Here is a 23,765-nt window from a genome sequence, read left to right on the forward strand (position 1 = left end):
GGCCTGCTTCAAAATACTCATGATCTGAGCGTCGCTATATTTCGATTTCTTCATCAGAATCTCCTCTTTCATCATTCGAGAAAATTCTACTTTCAAACACCCCTAATGTTCGGGGGGATTACCCATAGACTAGCTGAAGTCGCTGTCGCTCTTGCGCGACGCCAAACTCCCAACTGTTCAGTCGGACAAAATTAAACCCCGAGTTCTCGCCCGGGGTTTAATTGTCTTTTCTGTTTCCTAAGACCTTCGCGTCTGGGTCCGAGGACCTTCGCGTCTGGGTCCTAGGACCTTCGCGCTCTTACTTGTAGGACCAGGACAGGAAGCAAAAGGATGAAACCGATTACAAAGGTCGCAAGTCCTGGCGCGATAAATAGCCCAGAGACCAAGCCAATCCAGTAGCGCTCCAACTTGCCAAGAGGGGCAATCAGATAGCCAGAGAATGCGACACCAAGCGAAGCGATCCCCATCATGGCGCCTGCCAAAGTGATAGAAAAGGCCGCCCAGGTGAATCCGTCCGCCACCAGCAACAAAGCCGGCGAGTAGACAAACACAAATGGCACGAGCGCTTTGGCAATACCGAGGCGGAATGCTGTATTCCCTGTCTTGAACGGGTTCGATCCGGCAATGCCTGCTGCGGCATAAGCCGCAAGCGCTACCGGTGGTGTGATATCCGCCAGAACACCATAGTAGAACACAAAGAAGTGCGCCACCAACGGCTCGACCCCAAGGATTTGGAAGGCACCCGCTGTCACAGACACCAGAATAATATAGGTCGCCGTCGTTGGCACCCCGGCGCCCATTACGATGCAGGCCATGGCCACCAGAACCAATGAGAAAAACAGCGCCCATTGTTGCAGATCAAAGTAGTTGAATACTGGCAGAGCCGAGAAAAATCCCGCAAAGTCATTGGCCGTCGTAATCACAATTGCGCCGATCCGGAAACCAGAGCCGGACAGCGTAATCACGCCTACGATGACGCCCACACAGGCGGCTGCGGTCCCAATCGCAATCGTATTACGCGCGCCCATGGCCAGCGCTGCGTAAAGGGCGGGAATGGTCAGACGGTTGTTGGGCTTCAGGAAGCCCACGACAACACAGGCAATGATCGCATTCACACCTGCATAGTCAGGCGTGCGTCCTGAGAAGATCGAGTAGATCAGAACGATCAAGGGGACGAGCGCCATCCAGTGCTCTTTCAGAACCAGAATAACTTTTGGCAGTTCTTCGGCCCGCAAGCCGCGCAGACCCAGCTTTTTCGCCTCTAGGTGCACCATGACGAAGATACCGAAGTAGTGCAGCAATGCTGGGAACAAGGCGGCCGCCAAGACATCCCGCAATGGAATATTCAGATAGTCCACCATGATGAAGGCAGCAGCCCCCATAACGGGGGGCGTAATCTGACCACCTGTCGAAGCCGTGGCCTCAACAGCACCAGAAAAGTGGGGTGGGTACCCAACTTTTTTCATTGCTGGAATCGTCAAAGATCCTGTTGTGACGGTGTTGGCAATTGAAGAGCCTGAAATCGAACCCATGAAGGCAGAGGCGCAGATCGCCACTTTTGCAGGGCCACCAGAAAACCGGCCCGCCAAGGCGGTCGCAAGATCAATGAACAACGCCCCTAAACCGATACGAGTTGAAAGAACGCCGAAGACCACAAACAAGAAAACGTATTTCGCCATTGCGCCAATCGCGATGCCGTAAATGCCTTGCGCGCCGTAGATGCCATCAACAAACCCAGCCCATGAGACGCCTGCATGGATCAGAGGTCCCGGTGCATAGCGGCCAAAGATCGCATACAACACAAAGATCAGGGCAATCGCCGGAAGCGTCGGGCCAATTGAGCGGCGCGCCGCCTCTAAGGTAAAAAGCAGAACGACCGAGCCCATGAAGGTATCCATGGCATTCGGGTTGCCCGCGCGCGCAGCGGCCACGTCCAATGGCAACAATGGCAGATACATTGCCGCAGCCACGGCAAGGAGCGCGAGGATGATATCCAGAATATTCACCCCGTCTACGCGGTACCACACTTTGGGCGGGAGGTTAGTGTCCGGGCTGCGCCGCCAAGAGAACAGCAAAAAGGTCAGGCCCAACACAAATGCCAAATGCACACCAAAGCGCATGAGTTCGTTTGTGGTCCCAAACCCGGCTTGATAGACATGATACAGGGTCATCGCCACGAGGGCTGCGGTGATCACCTTGCCAATTCTGTCACCGGTCGGCCGGAAAGCGGATTCTGAATCATACTTTCGCTCAATAGCCGCGAGTTCTTCAGCGGTGAGATCTTTGTCACTCATTCGATCATCCTTCGAATTTGCAGACTGTAGTTTGTCTGCCGCTCAGTTTGTATGGGGGCTAAAAGGCGTGCCTATCGATGCGAGCATGCCATAGAAAAAGGGCCTGAGCAGATTGCGCAGACCCTTCCCCCAAAATGTCACACCTTACTGAAGCAGACCTGCTTCGCGATAGAAGCGTTCAGCACCTGGGTGCAAAGGCACACCGATACCGTTCAAAGCTGTGTCTGCTGTAATGGTCGCGCCTTTGGCATGGCCCACGTCCAGCAGCTTGCGGGACTCATCGTTCCACAGTGCTTTGGTGATGTTATAGATCAGCTCTTCGTCCTCTTTTGCAGAGGTGAACCATTGCGCGCCGACAGAAACGGTGGAAACCGCATCGATGCCTTCATAAACGCCCGCTGGGATTTCGGATTGTGCAAAGAAGCCAAATTTTTCAGTCAGTGCTGCGGCACCCGCGCCATCAATCGGAACCAATTTGATATCAGCCGAGGATGCAAGTTCAACAATGCCACCCGTTGGGTAGCCGGCCACTGCAAAGAAAGCATCAATTTTGCCATTGCGCAGGGCCTCTGCTGCCGCATTCCCTTTCAGGGCTTCGGCCTTCACATCATCGATGCCCAGGCCGTTGGCTTCCAGGATCAGCGTCGCGTCAACGAAAGTGCCTGAGCCAGGCTCATCCAGAGACACGGCCTTGCCCGCGAGATCCGCGACGGAGTTAATGCCGCTGTCAGCAAGCGCCACAAGGTGGATGTGCTCTTCAAACAGCGCCGCGATGGTGCGCAATTCTTTGGCGGGTTCTTGGCCTTCCATGGTCCCAGTGCCGGTATAGGCCCAATAGGCGACGTCGGATTGCGCGAAACCTGAGTTGCGCAGGCCGGAAATAATCGCATTCACGTTGTCCACCGAACCGCGTGACGACACGGCCGAGGCAATCAGCCCGTCAACGCCACAAGAGCCCCCTTGGCCACATTCACGAGACCCCGGAGGTTTGGAGATCGCATTCGCAATCACACCGCCAACTGGATAATAGGTGAAGGCTGTGCCGCCTGTACCGATGCTAAAGAACTGAATGTCCTGCGCAATTGCGCCTGAGGCAAGGCCCAGCGACAAGGCTGCGCCAACGGCAATGGACTTAAGTTTTGTGATCATCTGATCCTCCTGTGTTGGGGGCTTTTTGTTGGTAGATTAAGCCCTTGATTGTATTTCTTGGTTGGATTGTATGTCTTGGCTGTCGTCCGCAGCACCACTGACCGCGTGCAAGGGGGCTTTGGTGATGTGTTTTCGCAGAATATCCCGGCCCGCTTTCACATCACCGGCCAAGACAGCATCCTTCAACGCCTTGTGTTCTTCACCACTCTTGCGGACCCAGCGCATCCGCGAGGTCTCGCTGCGACTGTCTGCATGGGCCATCAGCCGGAAGCGACGACTTTGGTCATATTGCTGTTCAATGAGGTCGATCAGCTTCTGGGACCCGCAATTCGCAGAAATCATCATATGAAACTCACGGTTCCGCGCATCCCATTCCAAAACCGTATTATGCGAATCCTTGATCATCTGATCTTCGACTTCGGACAGCGCATAATGCGCCGCTACAATCTTTGACCGCCAATCCAAATTGGACCTTGAAACAGCCCATTCAAACGCCAGGGCTTCAAGTTCTGCGCGCACTCGGATCGTGTCCTGCATGGCCGCTTTGGACAACTGCTGAACGCGGAAACCCTTTGATTCTTCGAAGCAAACGTATCCTTCGCCCACCAGCATAGACAACGCTTCCCTGACGGAAGGGTGCGAGACTGAATGGTCCCGCTTCAAACTTTCAATGTTCAACTTATCACCGGGTTTGATCACCCCGAGCGAAATGTCTCGGCGCAACTCATCGGTCAAGGCGGCAATTACCGACTTCGGCTTTTTCAACACGTCCCCCCCTTTTTACCCGTTGTTTGTCGCACACTAGGGCACGATCCGCCAAGAGGCAAGAATTTACTATATATACATCTGCTCTATAATATGATTTTGAAAGATATCATATCTTCATGCTCTGGGACTCAAGGGATCTCGTCATTGAATACGTACACTAAGCAGCTAAAATCTATCGTTACAGGCGGTTCTGGCGCGTTGGGCCAGGCAATCGTGTCCAATCTTGTCGCGCGCGGCGATCATGTGGTCTGCATGGATCAGCGGCGGCCCAAAGATGGCACCATTGATTTTGTCGACATTGATGTGACCGACACCGGCTCGGTTGCACGCGCAGTTGACTGGGCAGTCAAGCGATTAGACGGGATCGACGTTTTGATTCACGCTGCTGGCATAATGAAAACTGCACCTTTCTGCGAACTCGATGAACCCGCGATGGCACAGCATTTGGATGTCAATCTGATGGGTGCCTTCCGAGTCGCACAACGTTGTGTAAAACATATGTTGAGCCGTGGCGGGCGGATTGTCTTCATCACGTCGATTCATGGACAGTTTGGCGTTCCCGGTCGCAGCGCATACGCCGCGAGCAAAGGGGCGATCGCATCTCTCGCTCGTGTCATGGCAGCAGAGCTTGCGAGCCAAAACATCAGGGTCAACGTCCTCGCGCCAGGCGCAATCGACGGCGGCATGATGCCAGACCCCAGCTCACGCCAAGGTTGGTTGGATGCCACCCCAAGTCACCGTGTGGCACATTTGGAAGAAGTGGCTGAGATGGCGGCAGTGCTGACATCCAACAGCGCGAGTTTCATAAACGGACAAGTCGTCGCAATCGACGGAGGCGTCAGCGCTGTTAAGGTGTCTACTTCTTGAAAAACTGAGCGACGCCCTCTTTGTTGGATAGGATCGGATGTAACCTCAGCGCCTCTGCGCTCCTGCTGATCGGGTTGCATGCCGCATGTCTCCAACCAGTGGCCACTGCGGGCGGTCTGCCGCCCTGGGCCCTGTGCGGACGTTTGTGGTTGTAGAACTCGACCCATTTGGCGTCTCAAGCATAGGCTTTGCTTCTGTTTTCCAACCAGGCAGCGAGGCGCATTCGCATTTCACAGATCGCTACAGCCGTTCCACGCAGATGTTGTCACGGACCCGCCCTTTGCCATCCGGTGGGGGGCGCACACCGGATCAGCAAGATCGATCCGGTGAAGCAGTTGTTAGGTATTCCGCGCATCTGCAGAGGCAAATTGCAGATCGGTCTTAATGCCGAACGAGATCGGGCACCAGTTTTGGCTGACCTCAAAACGCGACCTTGTCGCCCCCCTTCAGATCCAGAAGCTCCCGCGCCTCATCCGGCGTCGCCACTTCGCACCCGAGGTCCTCGACGATGCGGCGGATCTTGGCGACCTGGCTTGCGTTGCTTTCGGCCAACTTGCCGCGCGAGATGAACAGACTGTCTTCCAGCCCAACGCGAACGTTGCCGCCCATCTGCGTGGCAGTCGTGCCCAATGTCATCTGTGCGCCGCCCGCGCCCAGAACCGACCAACGATAATCGTCACCAAATAGGCGATCTGCAGTGCGCTTCATGAAGACCAAGTTGTCGATTTCCGGCCCGATGCCACCAAGGATACCAAAGATGAACTGGATGAAGACGGGTGCCTTGAACAGCCCGATATCCATGCAAAACTTCAGGTTGTAGAGGTGGCCAACGTCATAGCATTCATGCTCGAACTTGATGTCATGCGGTGCCAGGGTCTCTGCCGCCTCCTTGATGTCGCGGAAGGTGTTACGGAAAATGTTGCCGTCAGAGTTGGCGACATAGTCCTTCTCCCAGTCGAACTTCCAATCATCATCTTTGTAACGGTTGGCCAGCGGGTGGAACGAGAAGTTCATCGAGCCCATGTTCATCGAACACATCTCGGGGCTGAAGGTTTTGGCCGGGTTGATCCGATCCTGAATTGAAAGGGTCAGCGACCCGCCGGTCGAGATGTTCACGACCGCATCCGTTGCCTGTTTGATCCGGGGCAGAAAGGGGGCGAAATTTTTGATATCAACCGACGGTGCACCGGTTTCGTTGTCACGTGCATGCAGGTGCAGGATCGACGCGCCAGCCTCTGCGGCGTCCATCGCTTGAATGGCAATGTCGTCATAGGTATAGGGCAGCGCGTGCGACATGGTGGGCGTATGGATCGCCCCGGTGATCGCGCAGGTGATGACGGTTTTCTTTTGGCGTGCCATTGGGCGTGCTCCTCAGGATTTGTCTGTTTTACCGGGAACCATGACGCGATAGCCCAGCGGAAAGAGTTGCAGATCAAAACGGGCGCGGATCAGGCCCCAAATACCCTTGGGTGCTTTCAGCATTATCACGATGGCGACCACGCCCAGAACGATCAGATAGATGGTGCCGAGATCAGCCAGCGTTTCGCGCAAGGCAAAGAACACCAGCGTACCGACGATCGGCCCTTCGATGGTACCGATGCCGCCAATCACCACGATGAAAATAACGAAGGCGGTCCAGTCGTTGACCGAGAACGCCGCATCGGGTGATATCCGCAGTTTTTGCAGAAAGATCAGAGCGCCGATCATCGCGGTGAGCGCCGAAGTGACCACATAGACGGTGAACTTGGTGCGCCAAATATCGATGCCTAGGCTGCGCGCCGCCAGTTCGTTGTCGCGGATCGCGGTCAGGGCCAGCCCCTTTCGCGAGCGCAGAAACAGGTAAACGGCGGTGATGACGGTCACGGCAGCCCCAAGCGCCAGCCAATAGCTGAGCGATTCACGCATCGCGCGTTTGGAGGCCAACGATTTCACGATGGCCACAGGCAGAGAAGAGCCCGACCCGCCCCCAAGAGACGAGATCTGTGCGAACCCAAGGCGGAACACTTCGGCGATCACCCAGGTGCCGATGGCAAAGTAGGCGCCGCGCAACCGGAAGATCAGAACCGCCACCGGGACCGAAACCAAAGCGCCAAACACGCCCGCCAGCCCGATGGCTGCAATCGGGTGCAGCCCAGCGAACATCGTCAGGGCAAACAGCATGTATCCGCCAAAGCCGACAAAGGCCTGCTGGCCGACCGAAACAAGCCCGGCATAGCCAGCCATCAGGTTCCACAGGCTCGCCAGCGCGAGGTAAAGAAATATTTCTCCCATCAGCCGCATATCGGCCCGGCCAGCCCACCAGGGGGCTGCCACAAGCGCGATCAGAATGAGTGCGCCCAGAATTGCGGCGGTGCGGGCAGCATTTGAGGAACGGGTAACGTGATAATCCTGCAGGGTCATGCTGAAATCCTAGGGAACAGGCCGTTGGGGCGGATTGCGAGGATAAAGAGAAAAGCCAGGTGACCGGATAGGATCTGCCAACCCGGGTCGACCTTGGCACCCACGGTCTGGGCCACACCCAGGATCACACCACCAGCCAGCGTGCCCCAAAGATTGCCAAGTCCGCCGATGATCACGGCCTCAAAGCCAAAGATCAGCCGGCCACCGCCAATCGAGGGGTCAAAGCTGGTGCGGATGCCGAGCAAAACACCGGCAATCGCCGTTACCCCCAGCGCCAGCGCCATGGCGACACCAAAGATATGGCGACGGTTCAGCCCCATGAGCTGCGCAATGTCCTGATTATCTGAGACGGCGCGGAATGCGCGGCCAAGGGCAGTGTGGTAAAATGTCCATTGCAAGCCCCAGATCACCACGATGGCGACAGCGAAGGTCAAAAGCGGCAGCACACCCAGATTGAGACCGCCTACTGCTAAGCTTGCGGTTTCCAGTGTACCTGCATCCATCTTTTGCGGGTCAGCGGTATACACCTCTAACAGACCGTTCTGAATGATGACGCTCAACCCGAAAGTCACGAGCAAGGGGGGCAACAGATCGTCGCCCAGTGTCTGGTTCAGCAACCCACGTTGCAGCACATAGCCGATCACACCCATCGTCGGGACAACCAAGACCAGCGCAAGAAGCGGATGCAGCCCGGTGGCGGAGGTAACGGTCAGCCCCAGATAGGCCGCCAGAACAATCAGGTCTCCATGCGAGATGTTGACCAGTCGCATGACCCCGAAGATCAGCGACAAACCGGCCGCAAACAGGGCGTATAGCCCGCCCAGCAAAGTGCCTTGAACGATTACATTTAGCCAGTCCATGTTATTCGATCCCGAAATAGGCGCGGGAAATGTCCTCACGCGATACTGTATCTGAGGTGCCCTCAAGCGAGACGCGCCCCTCTTGCAGGCAATAGACGCGGGACGACACTGAGAGCGCCTTGCTGATGTCCTGCTCAACGATGATGGCACTCATGCCTTCGCCAATGATGCCGGGCAGCGCATCGTAGATATCCTTTATGATGATCGGTGCCAGGCCAAGACTGATCTCGTCGAACAGGATCAAGTCGGGATTGGCCATCAACGCGCGGCCAATCGCAACCATCTGCTGTTGTCCGCCAGACAAAGAGGTGGATTGCTGGTCCTTGCGCTCTTCTAGGATCGGAAACAGTTTGTAGACAGACTCTAGCGACCAAGGTCCCTTGCGGCCGACCTGCGCCCCGATCATCAGGTTTTCGCGCACCGATAACGACGGGAATAGCTGTCGCCCTTCGGGCACCATAGAGAGGCCTTGAATGGCGATCTCATCGGCACGCAGACGGCTGATGTCCTTGTCGTGATATTTGATCTGACCCGGACCATTGGACAAAAGCCCGGTGATCGAGCGCATCAACGTGGTCTTGCCGGCCCCGTTGGAGCCAATGACGGCAAGCACCTCGCCCTCTGAAACTTCCATATCGACGCCATACAACGCCTGAAAATCACCGTAGTGGGCGTTAAGCCCTTGTATCTGGAGAATAGGTTCAGGCATCAGCTTCAATCCCCAGATAAATTTCTTTTACTTCCGGGCTGTTCATGATCGCATGCGGCTCGCCCTCGGCGATTTGCTTTCCGAAATCAATCACGATCAGCCGGTCTACGACTTCCAACAGGGCATGCACCACATGCTCGATCCAGATGATCGTCACCCCCGAGGCATGGATGTCTTTGATCGTCTGCACCAGCGAGGCACATTCAGCCTCGGTCAGGCCCCCGGCGATCTCGTCCAGCAGCAACAGCTTTGGCTTGGCACATAGCGCCCGGGTCAATTCTAGCCGCTTCCGTTCCAGCAAGGTCAAGCTTCCGGCGAACACATTGGCCTTGGGCAGCAGTTCAGTCTGCTCCAGCACATGCAGGCAAAATCGTTCGGCTTCATGCCCATACAGACCCGCAGATTGTGTCGCGGCGATCATCGCGTTTTCGAACACAGTCATGCCGGAAAACGGCTGGGGCACCTGAAACGAACGCGCTACGCCTGCATGACTGCGGCGGGCCGCGTTCCATTTTGTGACGTCTTGACCTGCGAACTCCACCGTGCCGGAATTTGCGGACAGGGTTCCAGTGATCAGGTTGAACATCGAAGTCTTTCCCGCCCCGTTAGGCCCGATCACACCCAAAGCTTCGCCCTCCTGCACCTCGTAGCTAAGCGCGTCAGCCACAGTCACGGCACCAAAGGCTTTGCTCAGCCTGTCGAGTTTCAGAATCGCACTCATGGTATCCTCACCAGATGATAGGGCGGCACCTGGGCACCACCCATTGGGGTTTAGCCAAGCAGTTTTAGCTCGCCTGTCAGTGGGATGTTCGGAGCCGCAGAATTCGCCACGATTTTCAGATCCATCGCATCACCGTCCTTTTGCCACTGGCCAGCGACCAGGGGTGTTTTGGTGACGTTGTTGATCGGCCCGTTTGCCCAGTTCACATTGCCGACAATGGTGTCGAGGTTGGTGCCATTGATGGCTGCAACGATGGCCTCTGGGTCTTCCAGGTCTTCTGCCCGCTTTGCCACATCCGCGACAACTTCGAACAAGGCGTGTTTAAAACCGATCGGCTGTGTCCAGCTGCGGCCGGATGCGGCGACGTATCCTTCGGCCAGATCTTTGGAAGACGCGCCCGATAAGGAGGACGAGAAGGGATGGTTCGGAGACCACCACACTTCGGAAGAGAGGCCGTCGCCGCGCTCGCCGAGGGATTCGATAACAGATGGGAATAGCAAAGCCTTGCCGATGGTCACGACTTTTGGGGTGAAGCCCTGTTGCGCAGCCTGCGCCCAGAAGGTGGCAAAATCTGGCGGAATCATGTTGCCGGTAACGATCTCACAACCCGCATTCTTGAAAGCGGCAATATAATTGGAGAAATCATCCGACAAAGGCTGAAACCGGCCTGGGTCGACCAGATTGTAACCGGCCTCAGCCAGGGGTTTGGGCAAGCCCAGTTCAGGATGACCCCAGGCGTTGCCGTCGGCGTCGTTCGGGAACAGCCCACCGACGGATTTAGCGACGCCCGACTTGCCCCACATATCAAGGAACGCGCCGATCACATCTTCCAAACCCCAGAAGAAATGATAGGTCGAGGCAAAGCCCTCACCCGGCACACCATTGCGGCCAAAGAAATAGGGCTGCCACGGACAATCGGTGGTGATGCAAGGCACCTCATTCACTTCAGCCTGGTCCGCGACAGGGTTCACCGTGTCAGGGGTCGAGGCGGCAACGATGATGTCGACCTCGTCACCAAGAATTAAATCGGCAGCCACCTCGGCGGCACGGTTCGGATTCGACTGGCTGTCCTTCGATAGGATCTCGACATTCCAGCTCTTGCCGTTGTTCTCGATCCCGCCAGCTAAGGCTTTTTTGATGCCCGCAAGCACATAATCATCCGCCTCTGCAAAACCCGCGAGCGGGCCAGTGCGCGGACTGACATGGCCAATGCGCAAGGTCGGGTTGGCGGCGTAGGCGCGTGTCGCGCTCAGAAGTGCCGGAGCGGCCAATGCGGCTGTGGCACCGGTCAGAAAGCTGCGCCGCGAAGGCGACCTAAAAATCTTTGTCATTCTCTTCCTCCCTTTCGTCGACCTCCTCGCCGACTTCTTTCGTGAATCTTACAGTATGGTTTCTAGTTTCGTCAGGTGGCGGGCGACACGGGCACGGACCGCGTCCGCTTCGTCTTTCGTCCATTTGCGAAACCCTTCGCCCGACTTCATGCCCAACCGGCCATCGGCCACGAGTTTTTCCAAATAAGGCGACGGCCCTTGGCGGCTTTCGAGGTCGTGCAGGACGTTTTCGTGGATATCGAGCGTGAGGTCGGTGCCAACAAGGTCAGCATTTTCCAGCGGGCCGAGCACAGCAAGGCGGCGCCCAAAACAGGATTTCACCACGGTATCAACTGCCTCAGCGTCGCAGATACCATTTTCAACAAGGCTTACGGCTTCGCGCCACAAAGCATGCTGTAGCCGATTGCCGATGAACCCCGGCACGTCTTTTTCAACCATGACCGGCGTCTTGCTTGCGTCTTCCAGCAAGTCGAAGATCGCATTTGCCACAACGGGGTCAGTCCACTGGGTCTTTACCACTTCAACAAGCGGGATCATATGTGGCGGGTTCCACCAATGGGTGCCGATCGCGCGGCCTTTCAGGCGCAGCTCCGCCATGATTTTGCTGATCTGAATAACTGATGTGTTGGACGCAAGGATCGCGTCCTCGGGCACATGTTCCTCAACCTCGGCGAAGATTTTCTGTTTGAGTTCAAGCTTTTCAGGCGCGGCTTCAAACACAAACTTCGCCTCGCCGACGGCCCCCGCCACAGAGCCGCACAGTTCAATTTTTTTGAGGGTGGCAGCAATTTCCGTGTCGCGTGCACCCAGCAGACGGAGGCTTTCGGAAATCCTCTTTGGCGCCGAAAGTAGAGTATCTTCGACCGGATCGGTAATTCTGACATATTGACCTGCGCGCGCGAATGTCAGGGCAATCCCGTGCCCCATAAGGCCTGCACCGATAACGGCGATCTGCTGTTTCTTGGCAACCATCGTTCAGCCCGCCGTATAGCCACCGTCGGCATAAAGGATATGCCCGGTGTAAAAATCAGATGCCTTCGAGGCCAGGAACAACAATGGCCCGGCCAAATCTTCCGGCTCGCCCAGACGACCAACAGGCACGCGGGCCAAAAAGCCATCGCGGACCTTTTTGGCCTCCGGGGTGTCTTCGAACATCCATGCGGTCAAGGGTGAGCGGAACACGGTTGGCGCAATCGCATTCACGGTGATCCCATGTGCGCCCAGCTCACAGCCCAGAGATTTGGTGATCCCGTCTGTTGCGGCTTTGGACGCACAATATGCTGTATACCCTGCCGGGTGGCCCAAAAGGCCGCGTGCAGACGAAACAAGAACGATTTTACCATGCCCTTGGGCTTTCATCTGGCCAGCGGCAGCGCGCGCCAAAAGCCAGCTTTGACTCACATTGGCTTCCATGACGGAATTGAAAGTTTCAGGTGTCATGTCATTGATCAGCGCGACTTTGTTCATGCCTGAAGCGACCACCAGTATGTCCAGCGCGCCATAGGCTTTGACTGCTTGGGCCACCAAGCCGTTGCAGATGTCTTCATCGGTCGGGCGGGTGTTGATAGCGGTGACTTCGGCGCCCATGCTGCGGCATTCTTCGGTGATCTCGTCCAGCGCAGACTGATTCCCCGCGACCAGCACCAGCTTGCATCCCGCGCCCGCCAGAATGCGAGCCGCGACCATACCAAACGCGCCCGAAGCGCCGGTGATCAAAGCGGTGTTGCCTTTCACATCGAACATGGAAAGAGGGTTTGCCATTACGTTCATGTCAGCTCTCCGAAGGGTAAGGAATGACAACCAACATCTTGCTGGTCTGGTTGGATCGATTTTCCAGAAGGCGCACCTCGCCCGGCGGAATAGTGCAGCTGTCAAGCGGGCCAAGCGTGGTCTCTTTACCATCAATGGTCAGCGTCATCTCGCCTTCCAGCAGAACATAGACCTTTTCAAAGGGCGTACTGTCCGGTCCAGCCCCGCCGCCAGGAAGAAACTGACTATAACCAACCCACTGGTTTGTCGGGCCACCTACTTCGAACCCCTGCAACCGCAGGCCATAACAGCCAAAATGGTTCGGAGCCTCATAGGGCTGGGCGTCATTGAAGCGCTTGATGTGCATGGGTCTCCTCCCGAAATTTCAGTGAAAAGACGACCGCCGGTTGCCCGGCGACCCGTCAGGGAGCGATCAGAATTCTTCGCCCGCTTCGATGCGGTAATTCTGACTTTTGTCAGCCATGGCAACCAACCGGATGATGCAGCCGTCGCCGCGATCCCAGTTCCACGGGAAGAAGGCAAAGGTCACCCGCTTTCCGGTGACGGAGTCCAGATCGCCGCCGACATTTTCAATCCCCATAATTCCATTCGAAAACAGGGTGTTGTGAACCGGTTCCCACTCGGGGAAATCGTCTTTCCAGTCTCTGCCGCCGGACCATTCCTTGTATTCTTCCTCAAGGTGCGGGAGGATCGGGCCGTTCCGTTGAGGGCCAATGGCCGTGGCAAGCGGGTGGTCGTTGGCCTGGGTGTCGTGGCCAACAACCTTTACACCCTTTTCAACCATCCAATCCGCAGCGGATTGAACAAGGCCGGGACAGTAGGCAAAGTAATCGCCATCTTCATACTGCTTATGCCAACCGGTGTTGATGATAAGCACATCACCCTTGCGAATGGCGTGGCCACAGGCTTTTTCCAGATCGTCGCCGGTGATGGATTCCCACTTCTTCTTAGGGATCGACACGACCAGACCCGAGCCGAAGAAATGTGGCAGCGGCACTTCGTCAATGAAGGGCGTGCCTTGCACCACATGTGCAGGCGCATCGATGTGCGTGGTGACATGCATCGTGGTGGTGATCGTCTGGCTCAGTACGCCGGATTTGGCCATGTAGTGCTTCCGGTCAATCTGGACGTCCTTGAAATAGGGCCAGTTCGGACACTGGTAACCAAACCGGTGGCTCAAGTTCACAAACTCCAGCCCCATGTCGTTATCGTCATTGGCCTGGAACTCGATGCCGCGGATTTCAACCATTTGGCACATCTCCTCTGTTCGCCGGAGCCCCGGCGTTTCTGGTTTCAAATTGTCAGGGTGGCTCCTCCACCTGTTCCACATAGTGATGCATGCGCACCGCATTGCGGTCAAGAAAAAGTTTACGATGCGGTTGACATGTATCGCAATGCGGGACAGTACTGATTGAAATAGCTTCGGGACTCAGGGCGGCAAACGACCACAAGAAAGGCGGGACATGTCTGAAAAGGAAACAAAAAGCGACCGAACCGGGATCCAGGTTATATCGCGTGCAGCATCGATCCTGCGGGTTCTGAAAGAAGCGCAGGCAGGTATGAGCCTGGGTAAGATCGCCGAGCAGGTGGACCTGCCCCGCTCTACGGTACAGAGAATCACAAGCGCTTTGGCGGAAGAAAATTTCGTTATCAGCGATGCTCAGGGCGGCGGTCTAAGGCTTGGCCCGGAACTCAGCGCACTGGCGGGCGCAGCGCAATATAACATCGTGGAACACTGCCGCTTGCTGCTGACCGAGTTGACCCAAAAGACTGGAGAGACCACAGATCTTGCCGTGATGCGCGGCATTGGCATGGTTTTTCTGGATCAGGTTCCAGGAACGCATCGGCTGACCACTGTCTCCAAGGTCGGAGAGGTATTCCCCCTGACCACAACCGCCAACGGCAAAGCCTGCTTGGCTAAAATGGACCAGCAGGAGGCAACCAAGCTGATCCGCAATGAATGGGACCGAAACGGTGTGAAGCGGGATATGGCCGAATTGCTGGAGCAACTTGAAGATGTTCGCACACGCGGGCTCGCCTACGATCTCGACGAGCATGCTTCCGGCGTCTCGGCGATCGGGTTTGCCTTTCATGATTGGGCGGGAGAATTGCACTCCATATCCGTCCCGGTTCCGTCAACTCGCTTTGCCGAACAAAGGAAGACAATTGAAAAGGCCCTCATCGACACCAGTGCGAATATTCAGCGCACATTTGAGTAAACACAGAGCGGAGGTGAGAACCGGGTTGGTCATGAACTGCGGTGCGCCCATGTTGGATTCCCTCAATTTCGAGGGGTCGGCGTGCCCCTCGGCAAGAGGCGCTTCAAAGAGCAATGGGGCGCTCGGCGCATTCGTTCGCGATGCGCCAGCGCATGATCTCACCGCCAATTGGGTTGAGGTCAGACCAGAAATGCCGTCCGTAATAGGATGGAAATATTCTTCTATACCGTTGCGATGGATGGCCGCCCCCTCAGCGGTTTTTCTTTGCCCTTTCGCCTGCGCGGGGGACTGTGAAAAACCGTTTACTTGGGCCTCGTAACCTATTGAAAAGTGACCCTGAACGAAACAAGTCCGGTTACAATTTTTCTCTTTGAAATCAAAGAAATTTTCCGGATCATAAATCCGTGTACACCTGTTCGATTCCGGTACGCGCCTCCATATTTTTCCAAGGCTTTCGGCAATTTAAGTGCATCATTGCTATCGCGCTTGCCAGTATGAAACTGTTGCGCACATTTATGCGGATCATGGGGCCATGTGGTGGGCACCGCACCCGATGATCAAAACCGCCAACTCTGTTGAATGCGAGCGCTTGGAAAGCCGCGTTAGCTTTCCAATTCAAGCAAGGCGCGCTTTGCGAGCACGTGGACCAAATGCGCGCGATATTTGGCGGATCCGAAACTATCATCCAGAACGGCGCTCAGGTCGTCTATGGGGGTCTGAATGTCGATCTCTTTCGCCCCATCTGCGAAACATCCAGAGGCAACAAAACGCCGCTTTCCCTCTCGTTCGGCGACAAAAACGCCCACCAGGCAGCTTCGGCTCGCTTGGTGCTGGATACGTGCAAAAGCGGCGCGCTCTGGCAGTGGAATATGAACTGCCAAGATCAAATCTCCGGTCGGACCCTGACCAAAAAACCTGTGGCTGTCAGTTGTGCCTGCTGTCGTTTCAATCCTGGCACCCAGCGCCAAGAGAGCGGCTGGATAATCACCGCTCGGATCATTGTTGGCGACCGCGCCCCCCAGCGTGCCGCGGTTGCGAACGGCATTATCACCAATGCAGGCTGCAAGCCGCGCCAGCGCTGGAAGATGTTCAAGGACCGCAGGATCCTGACTGATCTGCGTGTGCGTGGCCCCTGCCCCGATGCTTAGGACATCCCCTTTACGGCTAATTTTGTTCAAGCCCAAGCGCGAGATATCAATCAGCATTTCTGCGCTGACCGCATGGGTTTTGATCAGGTTCAGCAAAGTCTGCCCACCGGCCAGATACATATGTGACGCACTGGCACCGCGCTCGCGCACGGCATCCTCAACACTGTCAGCCCTGTGATAGTCAAGTTTTGTCATCTCAGCTGCCCTCTTGCATGCGGGCTGCGCCGTCTTGAATTGCCGCCACGATGTTTTGATACCCTGTGCACCGGCAGATATTTCCGGTCAGCTCTTGCCGAATGGCGTCTTCGTCCAAGAGTTTGTTGTTTTTTTGATAGCGTTCCACCATGTCGATCGCGGTGACGACCATGCCTGGTGTGCAGAAGCCACATTGCAACCCATGGTGATCATTAAATGCCGATTGCATGGGGTGGAGGTCTGAAGGTTTCGCGATGCCCTCGATTGTTGTCACCGCGCCGCCCTCGGTGGAGGCCGCCAGAACCATGCAGCTTTTGACCGTCTGACCATCAATTGTGACCGTGCAGGCCCCGCAATGACCCGAATCGCAGCCCTCATGGGTGCCCGTCAGGCCCAGCTCATTTCGAAGAAAGTGAATAAGCAGCGTCGAGCCCTCGATGGATCGCGAGATGTCTTCGCCGTTCACATTGGTGTTGAGTGTAATCATGGTGTCCTCCCTAAATTGCACGTCACATCATTTTATCGGTGGAATGGGCAATTCGCTTTCACCGGGTTCAACAACAAGCTGATGGCTTAGGCTGAACCATGGCCCCGTCACGGCACTGTCCGGATGGCCATCTTCGTGACGCACATATCGGCCGATCAGCGCGGCGGTGACGCCAAACTGAACATCTGAGTCCAAATGTGGGTCATCGTCAGAATAGATCTGCGATATCAGTGTCTTGTAGTTTTCTTTATGGGCCAACACGTGCAGATGTGCTGGCCGGAAGGGGTGGCGGTCTTGTGCCTCCAAAAGGCGGCCAACAACCGTATGGGTTGGGATCGGATAGCCCGATTGCTTAACGGAGGTGAACCAAATGCGCCCATCCGCACCCGTGCGAAATTTGCCTCGTAAATTGTGGTCGGCCTGGCTCTCTTCCTGGTTTTCATAAAACCCCTCAGCCGAACAGTGCCACACGTCCACTTCCAGATCAGCGATCGGCTGGCCATGAACGTCCACAAAAGTCAGATCAACAACCATCGGTGTACCGGGCGTCTCAGACCGAACGATACTGCCGCCCAATTCGGTGTCCGGCGAATGCATACGCCAAAACGGTCCAAGCAGATTTTGCGTCGTTTCGGTTGCGCCATTATCGCCGTTGTTCAACAGGCAAACGAGAGTCGAGACCCCCAAGGAGCCAGCCATCAACACCGGCTCGTTATGTTTGTCATCAGAGGCTTGCCCCAAGTCATTCAACAGTTTGGTCGCCATGCGAAATTCCGGTTCTGTCAATCGCACTTCCCGAACAAAGCCGTGCAAATGTTTGATCAGAGCAACCATGATCTCCTTCAATCGCGGATCCTTGGTCTGCTCCATCACATTCAACACGGCGGGTGTGACGTCTGCTTCAGTTCGGATTAGCATCGGCCTAACTCTCCTAGCGGCTAATTTTTCAAGGATTTGAGCGTCTCGTCATGTCGCAGATTAATGAACCCGGGGGGGGTTCTTGCGCTAATGACTCGAACGTTTTGGTCGGTGTGGTTGTATAATTTATGAAGTTGCTGGCTCTCGATATGGATCGAATCGCCGACAGACATCATGAATTCTTTTTTGCCATGAGTGACGGTCAACTCACCTTCCAGGATGAAGAATACTTCCTCACCCGGATGTGCATGATCACCCGCAGTGGTGCCAGGGGATAGCTCGAGTATGACAACTTCGAGTTTGCGGTTTTGATCAGATAACACATTGATTGTCTTGGAAAATACCTGCTCGTCCTTTTCGGATTCAAAGTGCAGAACCTTCTGGCGTTTCTTTGGAAGAAACACACATTGCGCCTCGGTATCTTCAAACAGGATCGCAGGCGAAACGCCCAGCGCATCACACATCGCGCGCACGGTCTGCAGCGAGGGAGAGGCCTTGGACGTTTCCACCTGAGAAATATAGGCGCGTGACAGACCGGTGGTGTCCGCCAAATCTCCGATGGTCAATCCGGCCTCTTTTCTAAGCCGTCTGAAGGTTGAACCAATTTCCACTTTTAAACTCCTGCCTGATCTGAGGGACGCGCATGCATACCATATCTTTTGAGGTCCATCAGTCGTAGCTCAGCATTACCAATATTTGACCACACTTTAAATTAGCCAAAAAAAATTGACAACAGCAAATTATTGACCATTAATGTTGCTAATTGAAAACATGGATCAGGGAGGAAACCATGAAAGTACTTGGCTCAAAAGGCTTGGTCGCGCTTGGATTTGTGGCATCGATGGCTGTCGCGTCAGTGAGTTACGCGGCGGATTTCACGATGAAATTCGGCACAGCGACCTTCAATGACGACCAACATAAATTTATTGAGATGTTCAAAGAGGAGCTTGGGCATCGCACGGATCGAATCGAAGTCGAGATTTACCCGCAAAGTCAGCTCGGCCCGATCCCCAGACAAATCGAAGGCCTGCAATTCGGAACGCAAGAAGCCTTCATTTCTCCGGTAGATTTCTATGCTGGCGTTGATAAACGATTTGGCGTGTTCAGCGCGCCTGGCATGTTCCGTAACAAGGCGCATGCGGCACAAGTCATGTCAGATTCAGAAGTTCAGGCCGCCGTGGACGAAATGGCCAAGGCAAAGGGCATGTTGCTTTTGGGGCAATTCGCCTATGGCAATCACGACTACGTTGCCAAAGATCCGATCACTTCGATTGAGTCCTTTGAAGGCAAGAAAATTCGCGTGAATGCCACCGAAATGGAACGTGAAGCGATGAATCGCTTGGGCGCGACCGGCGTTCCGATGCCGCTTGGCGAAGTCATGCCAGCCCTGCAGCAAGGGGTCATTGACGGGACACGCTCTGTGATCACGATCTTCATCGCCTTTAAGTACTGGGACTATGCGAAAACGGTAACAGTCATCAATGATACGATGTTGGTCTCCGTTGCGCTCGTTTCGCAGTCTTGGTTCGACGGGCTGCCTGAAGACCTGCAGAAGGACGTCCTGGACGCAGGACAAGCCGCACAGGCGCGCTGGCAGGCTGAAAGTTTCGAATTCCACGCCGGTCTACGCGACGTCTGGATCGAAAATGGCGGTAACTTTGTTGAACTGCCTGCAGCGGATCAAACAGAAGTCATCTCTCGCCTGTCGACAGTTGGTGCCGATGCGACCAACGGCGACAGCGTGACAGGACCATTCTTTGAGCTCCTCCAGCGGGTTGGGGCAAAATACTGATCGCTAATCAGTGTAACCTGCAGGCGCATGTGCGCCTGCAGGTCTCAAAGCAATTCTGAAGATCCAAAGTACAGGTGTTCCCATGGCCTACGGAAAGAGCCAGCTGCACAAGCGGCGTGAAGACAAACGTCTTGTGACCGGGCGCGGCAATTATGTCGACGACATATCCCTGCCCCGAATGGCACACGCCGCAATGGTGTATTCCGATGTGGCACATGGCCATCTGCTGTCCATAGATGTGGCCAAGGCCGCACAATGTGACGGTGTGATTGCGATCTTGACGGGATCGGACTGCGCGCAAGATGGCATCAAAGGCATTCGGCCCCGCTATCTGCCGCAAATGTTTGGCTTTGGCGAGGCCCTCCCGATCGAGCGCCCGGCGCTTGTGACAGACAAGGTGCGCCACGTGGGTGACCGCGTGGCGATGGTGATCGCCGAAACCCGCGCGCAGGCAGAGGCCGCCGCCGCAGAGGTCATCGTTCATGTCGATCCCCTGCCCGCGGCCATATCTTTGCAAGCCGCAATCGACGGTGTCGGGGCCCCGGTCCACGAGGCGCGTCCAAACAACATGGCTTATGATCTGACCATGGGCGATGTCGACGCCTGCGAGAAGGCTTTTGCGCAGGCCCATTCGACCCATTCGATCACCTATGAACATCCGCGTATGACAGCGAACTCCATGGAAACCCGCGGCGGCGTTGGCGTCTATGACGATGTGGAAGACCTATACACACTTCATACCACGACGCAGAACCCGCATGTGGTGCGCACCGAACTTGCAAACATGGCCCTCGGCATCAAGGAAAGCCAATTGCGCGTCTTGACCGATGATGTCGGCGGCGGCTTTGGCATGAAGACCTCGACGTTTCCAGAAGACTCCCTGGTGCTCTGGGCCGCCAAACGGGTTGGTCGCCCGGTCAAGTGGATTTGCAATCGTCGGGATTCATTACGCACCGACGAACATGGCCGTGGCAGCCAAGGCAAGGTTGAAATCGCCTTGGACGAGGATGCCAAAATCCTGGCCATGCGCTCCTATTTTCAACAGGATGTCGGCGCCTATATGGTCGGCGCTGGTCCTATGCCGTTGATTCATACTGCCCGCCTGGTTCCAGGTGTCTACAATGTTCCCATCGTCGATGTTCGCGGCGCAGCCTATTATACAAATTTGCCAACAACGGTGCCGTTCCGCGGTGCCGGGCGCCCCGAGGGTATCTTTGGGATTGAACAGGCCCTTGATAAAGCCGCGCGCGATCTTGGCATATCACCGGTCGACATCCGTCGGCGCAACTTCATCCAGCCAGACCAGATGCCACATCAGACCAAGGTCAACTTTACCTATGACACAGGTGAATTTGAGGCCCTGATGGACAGCTGCATCGAAAAATCCGATTGGGCGGGGTTTGAAGCCCGCAAAGCGGCGGATGCGGAACAGGGTCTTTTGCGTGGCAGAGGGATTGGGCTTTATATACACGACACCGGGTCGATGAATGATCAGGCCGAAGTCTCGTTTAACCCCAGTGGCACGGTCACGGTTGTGTCGGGGACAACGGACACAGGCCAAGGGCACAAGACGACATTTGCCAATCAGGTCGCTGGTCGACTTGGAATTGATCCTGCCAACATCAGGGTCATTCAGGGCGATACAGAAAAAGTCAGCTTTGGCCGAGGAAGCTTTGCTTCTCGCTCCACGACCATGGTCGGCAGCGCAATCGAGCTGGCGTGCGATCAAATTATCGAAAAGGGAAAGTTCTTTGCCGCGATGGAATTTGAGGTCGACGTTGAAACAGTGACCTTTGATACCGAGACCGGCGTATTTTCTGACCGCAACAGCAATAAATCGATGACCATCAGCGAAGTCGCCAATCTCTCTTACCGTCCATATGTGCCCATCACGGATCGGATCGGTCTATCGGCAGTTGGCGCATTTAAGCAGATTTCACCGAGTTTCCCAAATGGCTGCCATGTCGCCGAAGTCGTGATTGACCCGGAAACAGGGGAGACAAAAATCGACAGATATACGGTTGTGGATGATCTGGGGAACATGCTGAACCCGATGATATGTGAAGGCCAAATTCATGGGGCGATTGCAAATGGGTTTGGAGAAAGCTTCATCGAGCAAATTGTGTCGGACGCTGAAACCGGCGACATGATTTCGCGCAATTTTGGCACCTATGCCATGCCGCGCGCGACGGATCTGCCTAACATTGACGCTGATTTCCGCCCGGTTCCCTGCACAACAAACCCTGGCGGCTTCAAAGGCGCGGGCGAAGGCGGAACTGTAGGCTCGATATCCACATTAAAACATGCTGTGCTGGACGCGATGTCCCCCTACGGCGTGTCCGACATTGCCAAGCCAATGACACCCGAACGCATTTGGGCGACCCTTCAAAACTCGAAAGGGCATTGATGTTTGAACTTCTCGCGATCCGAATTCCCAAATACCTGGCCGCACTCTGTTTGTTGGCGGGGATTGGGATCAACTTCGCCAATGTCATCGGCCGCTACGTCTTTAGCTCCCCCATTTTCTGGGCCGAAGAGGCCATGATCTTTCTGGTGCTCTGGTCGGTGTTCCCGGCCTTCATTGCTGTGACAGCATCCCGGGCCCACCTTAAGATGGACCTTTTGCTTGATTTTCTACCCGAAACCCGTCGCAACCTCGTTGAGCGTCTGGGCCTGATCGTTGGAACGGTCGCCATGGGCTATGTGACACTTCAAAGTTGGGCGTCGATCCAGAAGCTCTGGAAATTCGAGATGAAATCCATATCGCTCGAAATTCCGATGGTTATTCCGCATGGCGCAGTGGTCTTGGGCTTTGGCCTCTCCACTGTGGTTGCCTTCCTCTTAATCTGGAGACCATTTAAGTGATCTGGACGCTCTTCGTTTTTCCCCTCTTTCTTTTGCTCTGCGGTTTTCCGGTGTTCTTGGTGCTGCTCAGCGCTGCGTCGGTGAGCGTTTTGGTGCATTTCAATGTGTCGCCCACCGTTTTGCACCAGGTGATCTTCGGCACGCTCGACAGTTTTGCGCTATTGGCGGTGCCGTTCTTTATCTTTGTCGGCGAGATCATGGGCTCGGGCGGCGTGTCCCGCAGACTCGTTGGCTGGTGCGATGCCCTGTTTGCCAACATTCGCGGCGGCTTGCCAATCACCTCAGTGGCCGCATGTACCGTTTTTGGCGCGATTTCCGGATCAAGCCCTGCGACCGTGGCCGCCATTGGCCGGATCACATACCAGCCGATGCGCGACGCAGGCTACACACCGCAATTTGCGACAGGTGTTCTGACATCATCCGGCGTTATCGCCAATATTATTCCCCCGTCTGTGGCCATGATCCTCTACGGGGCGTCTGCGCAGGAATCAGTTGTAAAGCTGTTCACAGCGGGCATTCTGCCAGGCCTTTTGTTTGCAGCATCGTTTATAGGCTACATCTACTGGCGCGCAGTCAAAGAAAACATGGCGAGCGCCCACGCCTTTAGCTGGCGGCGGCTTTGGACGGAAACACGCAAAGGCGTCTTTGCGCTGGGGATGCCAGCGATCATTTTGGGTGGGATTTACACAGGGGTGTTTTCCCCGACCGAGGCCGCAGGCGTGGCCTGTGTCTACGCCATCATTGTCACCATGTTCATCTATCGAGAGGTCGATCTGAAAGGGCTGTTTACGATTGCCGGTGATAGCGCCTTTCGGACCGCGCAAATCATGGTGATTGTGGCCTGCTCTGGCGTGTTTTCCTGGCTACTCACAACCTCCGGGACCGCGCCTGCCCTGGTCAGTTGGTTCGAAGACCTCAACATGTCTCCGTTGGTGGCGCTTTTGGCCATCAACGTGTTTCTATTGTTGGTGGGTGCGGTGCTGGATACGGCATCGTCGATCTTGCTGCTCACACCGCTGCTGGTGCCGATCATTAAGGCACTGGGGATTGATCCGGTCCACTTCGGTATCATCATGACGGTGAATTTGTCGATTGGCATGTTCACACCACCTTTCGGGCTGAACATCTTTGTGGCCCAGGCGATCTTTGGCGAAAATTTGCGCGTCATCTATCGCGGTATCGCGCCCTACATCGCGATCTCGATCCTTGTTCTGCTGACCATAACCTATGTGCCCGGCCTGTCCCTTTGGTTGACCCGGATTGGAGGGTAAA

The 23,765-nt window shown here is 55.5% G+C and carries 23 protein-coding genes; 6 read left to right on the plus strand and 17 right to left on the minus strand.

All coding sequences use genetic code 11. The features are described from left to right. Positions 1–281: 281 nt before the first annotated feature. From N6L24_RS07095 to N6L24_RS07105, 3 genes are all read right to left on the minus strand, one after another. Complete coding sequence (locus tag N6L24_RS07095; protein WP_271843977.1) at positions 282–2,294, minus strand: TRAP transporter permease; 2,013 nt, start codon at positions 2,292–2,294, stop codon at positions 282–284. A gap of 144 nt (positions 2,295–2,438) precedes the next feature. Continuing rightward, positions 2,439–3,443, minus strand: coding sequence for a TAXI family TRAP transporter solute-binding subunit (locus tag N6L24_RS07100; protein WP_271843978.1), 1,005 nt, complete (start codon positions 3,441–3,443; stop codon positions 2,439–2,441). Positions 3,444–3,479: 36 nt separating this feature from the next. After that, positions 3,480–4,208 carry a GntR family transcriptional regulator gene (locus N6L24_RS07105; RefSeq protein WP_271843979.1) on the minus strand — a complete coding sequence of 243 codons (729 nt, stop codon included), beginning with the start codon at positions 4,206–4,208 and terminating at the stop codon, positions 3,480–3,482. A gap of 147 nt (positions 4,209–4,355) precedes the next feature. On the opposite strand from N6L24_RS07105, the gene N6L24_RS07110 reads away from it, so the two are divergent. Next, positions 4,356–5,078 carry an SDR family NAD(P)-dependent oxidoreductase gene (locus N6L24_RS07110; RefSeq protein ID WP_271843980.1) on the plus strand — a complete coding sequence of 241 codons (723 nt, stop codon included), beginning with the start codon at positions 4,356–4,358 and terminating at the stop codon, positions 5,076–5,078. A gap of 420 nt (positions 5,079–5,498) precedes the next feature. Here the strand turns inward: N6L24_RS07110 and N6L24_RS07115 are convergent, their stop codons facing one another. From N6L24_RS07115 to N6L24_RS07160, 10 genes are all read right to left on the minus strand, one after another. After that, positions 5,499–6,437, minus strand: a complete 939-nt coding sequence (locus N6L24_RS07115; RefSeq protein ID WP_271843981.1) for a 3-keto-5-aminohexanoate cleavage protein — start codon at positions 6,435–6,437, stop codon at positions 5,499–5,501. A 12-nt stretch (positions 6,438–6,449) separates the two neighbouring features. Beyond that, positions 6,450–7,478 (minus strand): branched-chain amino acid ABC transporter permease, encoded by a 1,029-nt coding sequence (locus tag N6L24_RS07120; RefSeq protein WP_271843982.1) that lies wholly within the window; start codon positions 7,476–7,478, stop codon positions 6,450–6,452. Then, complete coding sequence (locus tag N6L24_RS07125; protein ID WP_271843983.1) at positions 7,475–8,338, minus strand: branched-chain amino acid ABC transporter permease; 864 nt, start codon at positions 8,336–8,338, stop codon at positions 7,475–7,477. The genes N6L24_RS07120 and N6L24_RS07125 overlap by 4 nt, the downstream gene beginning before the upstream one ends. A 1-nt stretch (position 8,339) precedes the next feature. Then, the gene (locus N6L24_RS07130) at positions 8,340–9,047 is read right to left on the minus strand and encodes an ABC transporter ATP-binding protein (RefSeq protein ID WP_271843984.1); all 708 of its coding nucleotides are present in this window, start codon (positions 9,045–9,047) and stop codon (positions 8,340–8,342) included. Beyond that, positions 9,040–9,768, minus strand: a complete 729-nt coding sequence (locus tag N6L24_RS07135; RefSeq protein WP_271843985.1) for an ABC transporter ATP-binding protein — start codon at positions 9,766–9,768, stop codon at positions 9,040–9,042. The genes N6L24_RS07130 and N6L24_RS07135 overlap by 8 nt, the downstream gene beginning before the upstream one ends. 50 nt (positions 9,769–9,818) lie before the next feature. After that, the gene (locus N6L24_RS07140) at positions 9,819–11,099 is read right to left on the minus strand and encodes an ABC transporter substrate-binding protein (RefSeq protein ID WP_271843986.1); all 1,281 of its coding nucleotides are present in this window, start codon (positions 11,097–11,099) and stop codon (positions 9,819–9,821) included. 48 nt (positions 11,100–11,147) lie between these two features. Next, positions 11,148–12,071 (minus strand): 3-hydroxyacyl-CoA dehydrogenase family protein, encoded by a 924-nt coding sequence (locus tag N6L24_RS07145; RefSeq protein WP_271843987.1) that lies wholly within the window; start codon positions 12,069–12,071, stop codon positions 11,148–11,150. 3 nt (positions 12,072–12,074) lie between these two features. After that, positions 12,075–12,869, minus strand: a complete 795-nt coding sequence (locus N6L24_RS07150) for an SDR family NAD(P)-dependent oxidoreductase (protein WP_271843988.1) — start codon at positions 12,867–12,869, stop codon at positions 12,075–12,077. 1 nt (position 12,870) lies between these two features. Continuing rightward, positions 12,871–13,215, minus strand: a complete 345-nt coding sequence (locus tag N6L24_RS07155) for a cupin domain-containing protein (protein WP_271843989.1) — start codon at positions 13,213–13,215, stop codon at positions 12,871–12,873. A 66-nt stretch (positions 13,216–13,281) separates the two neighbouring features. Beyond that, positions 13,282–14,118, minus strand: a complete 837-nt coding sequence (locus tag N6L24_RS07160) for a cyclase family protein (RefSeq protein ID WP_271843990.1) — start codon at positions 14,116–14,118, stop codon at positions 13,282–13,284. A 214-nt stretch (positions 14,119–14,332) separates the two neighbouring features. Between N6L24_RS07160 and N6L24_RS07165 the strand changes: the two genes are divergently transcribed. Continuing rightward, complete coding sequence (locus N6L24_RS07165; protein ID WP_271843991.1) at positions 14,333–15,088, plus strand: IclR family transcriptional regulator; 756 nt, start codon at positions 14,333–14,335, stop codon at positions 15,086–15,088. Positions 15,089–15,690: 602 nt separating this feature from the next. Here N6L24_RS07165 and N6L24_RS07170 read toward each other — a convergent pair. The 4 genes from N6L24_RS07170 to N6L24_RS07185 are packed head-to-tail and all read right to left on the minus strand — an operon-like array spanning position 15,691 to position 18,447. Then, positions 15,691–16,431: an FAD binding domain-containing protein gene (locus N6L24_RS07170; RefSeq protein WP_271843992.1), complete on the minus strand. Its 741-nt coding sequence runs from the start codon at positions 16,429–16,431 to the stop codon at positions 15,691–15,693. Position 16,432: 1 nt separating this feature from the next. Then, positions 16,433–16,918, minus strand: coding sequence for a (2Fe-2S)-binding protein (locus N6L24_RS07175; protein ID WP_271843993.1), 486 nt, complete (start codon positions 16,916–16,918; stop codon positions 16,433–16,435). A gap of 27 nt (positions 16,919–16,945) precedes the next feature. Beyond that, positions 16,946–17,836, minus strand: coding sequence for a dioxygenase family protein (locus N6L24_RS07180; protein WP_271843994.1), 891 nt, complete (start codon positions 17,834–17,836; stop codon positions 16,946–16,948). 20 nt (positions 17,837–17,856) lie between these two features. Continuing rightward, the gene (locus tag N6L24_RS07185) at positions 17,857–18,447 is read right to left on the minus strand and encodes a cupin domain-containing protein (protein WP_271843995.1); all 591 of its coding nucleotides are present in this window, start codon (positions 18,445–18,447) and stop codon (positions 17,857–17,859) included. A 179-nt stretch (positions 18,448–18,626) separates the two neighbouring features. On the opposite strand from N6L24_RS07185, the gene N6L24_RS07190 reads away from it, so the two are divergent. From N6L24_RS07190 to N6L24_RS07205, 4 genes are all read left to right on the plus strand, one after another. Beyond that, positions 18,627–19,628, plus strand: a complete 1,002-nt coding sequence (locus N6L24_RS07190; protein WP_271843996.1) for a TRAP transporter substrate-binding protein — start codon at positions 18,627–18,629, stop codon at positions 19,626–19,628. 82 nt (positions 19,629–19,710) lie between these two features. Next, on the plus strand, positions 19,711–22,035 hold the full coding sequence (locus N6L24_RS07195) for a xanthine dehydrogenase family protein molybdopterin-binding subunit (RefSeq protein ID WP_271843997.1): 2,325 nt from the start codon (positions 19,711–19,713) through the stop codon (positions 22,033–22,035). Then, complete coding sequence (locus tag N6L24_RS07200; RefSeq protein ID WP_271843998.1) at positions 22,035–22,493, plus strand: TRAP transporter small permease; 459 nt, start codon at positions 22,035–22,037, stop codon at positions 22,491–22,493. The genes N6L24_RS07195 and N6L24_RS07200 overlap by 1 nt, the downstream gene beginning before the upstream one ends. Then, on the plus strand, positions 22,490–23,764 hold the full coding sequence (locus N6L24_RS07205; RefSeq protein ID WP_271843999.1) for a TRAP transporter large permease: 1,275 nt from the start codon (positions 22,490–22,492) through the stop codon (positions 23,762–23,764). Before N6L24_RS07200 ends, N6L24_RS07205 begins: the two co-directional genes overlap by 4 nt. Position 23,765: the final 1 nt, after the last annotated feature.

Source organism: Cognatishimia sp. SS12, from assembly GCF_028369055.1.
Taxonomy (GTDB): Bacteria; Pseudomonadota; Alphaproteobacteria; order Rhodobacterales; family Rhodobacteraceae; genus Cognatishimia.

Bases quoted from the DNA above. Each gene is read 5' to 3' on its own strand.
- N6L24_RS07095 (WP_271843977.1), bottom strand. From the start codon at position 2,294: ATGAGTGACAAAGATCTCACCGCTGAAGAACTCGCGGCTATTGAGCGA.
- N6L24_RS07100 (WP_271843978.1), bottom strand. From the start codon at position 3,443: ATGATCACAAAACTTAAGTCCATTGCCGTTGGCGCAGCCTTGTCGCTG.
- N6L24_RS07115 (WP_271843981.1), bottom strand. From the start codon at position 6,437: ATGGCACGCCAAAAGAAAACCGTCATCACCTGCGCGATCACCGGGGCG.
- N6L24_RS07120 (WP_271843982.1), bottom strand. From the start codon at position 7,478: ATGACCCTGCAGGATTATCACGTTACCCGTTCCTCAAATGCTGCCCGC.
- N6L24_RS07125 (WP_271843983.1), bottom strand. From the start codon at position 8,338: ATGGACTGGCTAAATGTAATCGTTCAAGGCACTTTGCTGGGCGGGCTA.
- N6L24_RS07130 (WP_271843984.1), bottom strand. From the start codon at position 9,047: ATGCCTGAACCTATTCTCCAGATACAAGGGCTTAACGCCCACTACGGT.
- N6L24_RS07135 (WP_271843985.1), bottom strand. From the start codon at position 9,768: ATGAGTGCGATTCTGAAACTCGACAGGCTGAGCAAAGCCTTTGGTGCC.
- N6L24_RS07140 (WP_271843986.1), bottom strand. From the start codon at position 11,099: ATGACAAAGATTTTTAGGTCGCCTTCGCGGCGCAGCTTTCTGACCGGT.
- N6L24_RS07145 (WP_271843987.1), bottom strand. From the start codon at position 12,071: ATGGTTGCCAAGAAACAGCAGATCGCCGTTATCGGTGCAGGCCTTATG.
- N6L24_RS07150 (WP_271843988.1), bottom strand. From the start codon at position 12,869: ATGAACGTAATGGCAAACCCTCTTTCCATGTTCGATGTGAAAGGCAAC.
- N6L24_RS07155 (WP_271843989.1), bottom strand. From the start codon at position 13,215: ATGCACATCAAGCGCTTCAATGACGCCCAGCCCTATGAGGCTCCGAAC.
- N6L24_RS07160 (WP_271843990.1), bottom strand. From the start codon at position 14,118: ATGGTTGAAATCCGCGGCATCGAGTTCCAGGCCAATGACGATAACGAC.
- N6L24_RS07165 (WP_271843991.1), top strand. From the start codon at position 14,333: ATGTCTGAAAAGGAAACAAAAAGCGACCGAACCGGGATCCAGGTTATA.
- N6L24_RS07170 (WP_271843992.1), bottom strand. From the start codon at position 16,431: ATGACAAAACTTGACTATCACAGGGCTGACAGTGTTGAGGATGCCGTG.
- N6L24_RS07175 (WP_271843993.1), bottom strand. From the start codon at position 16,918: ATGATTACACTCAACACCAATGTGAACGGCGAAGACATCTCGCGATCC.
- N6L24_RS07180 (WP_271843994.1), bottom strand. From the start codon at position 17,836: ATGCTAATCCGAACTGAAGCAGACGTCACACCCGCCGTGTTGAATGTG.
- N6L24_RS07190 (WP_271843996.1), top strand. From the start codon at position 18,627: ATGAAAGTACTTGGCTCAAAAGGCTTGGTCGCGCTTGGATTTGTGGCA.
- N6L24_RS07195 (WP_271843997.1), top strand. From the start codon at position 19,711: ATGGCCTACGGAAAGAGCCAGCTGCACAAGCGGCGTGAAGACAAACGT.
- N6L24_RS07200 (WP_271843998.1), top strand. From the start codon at position 22,035: ATGTTTGAACTTCTCGCGATCCGAATTCCCAAATACCTGGCCGCACTC.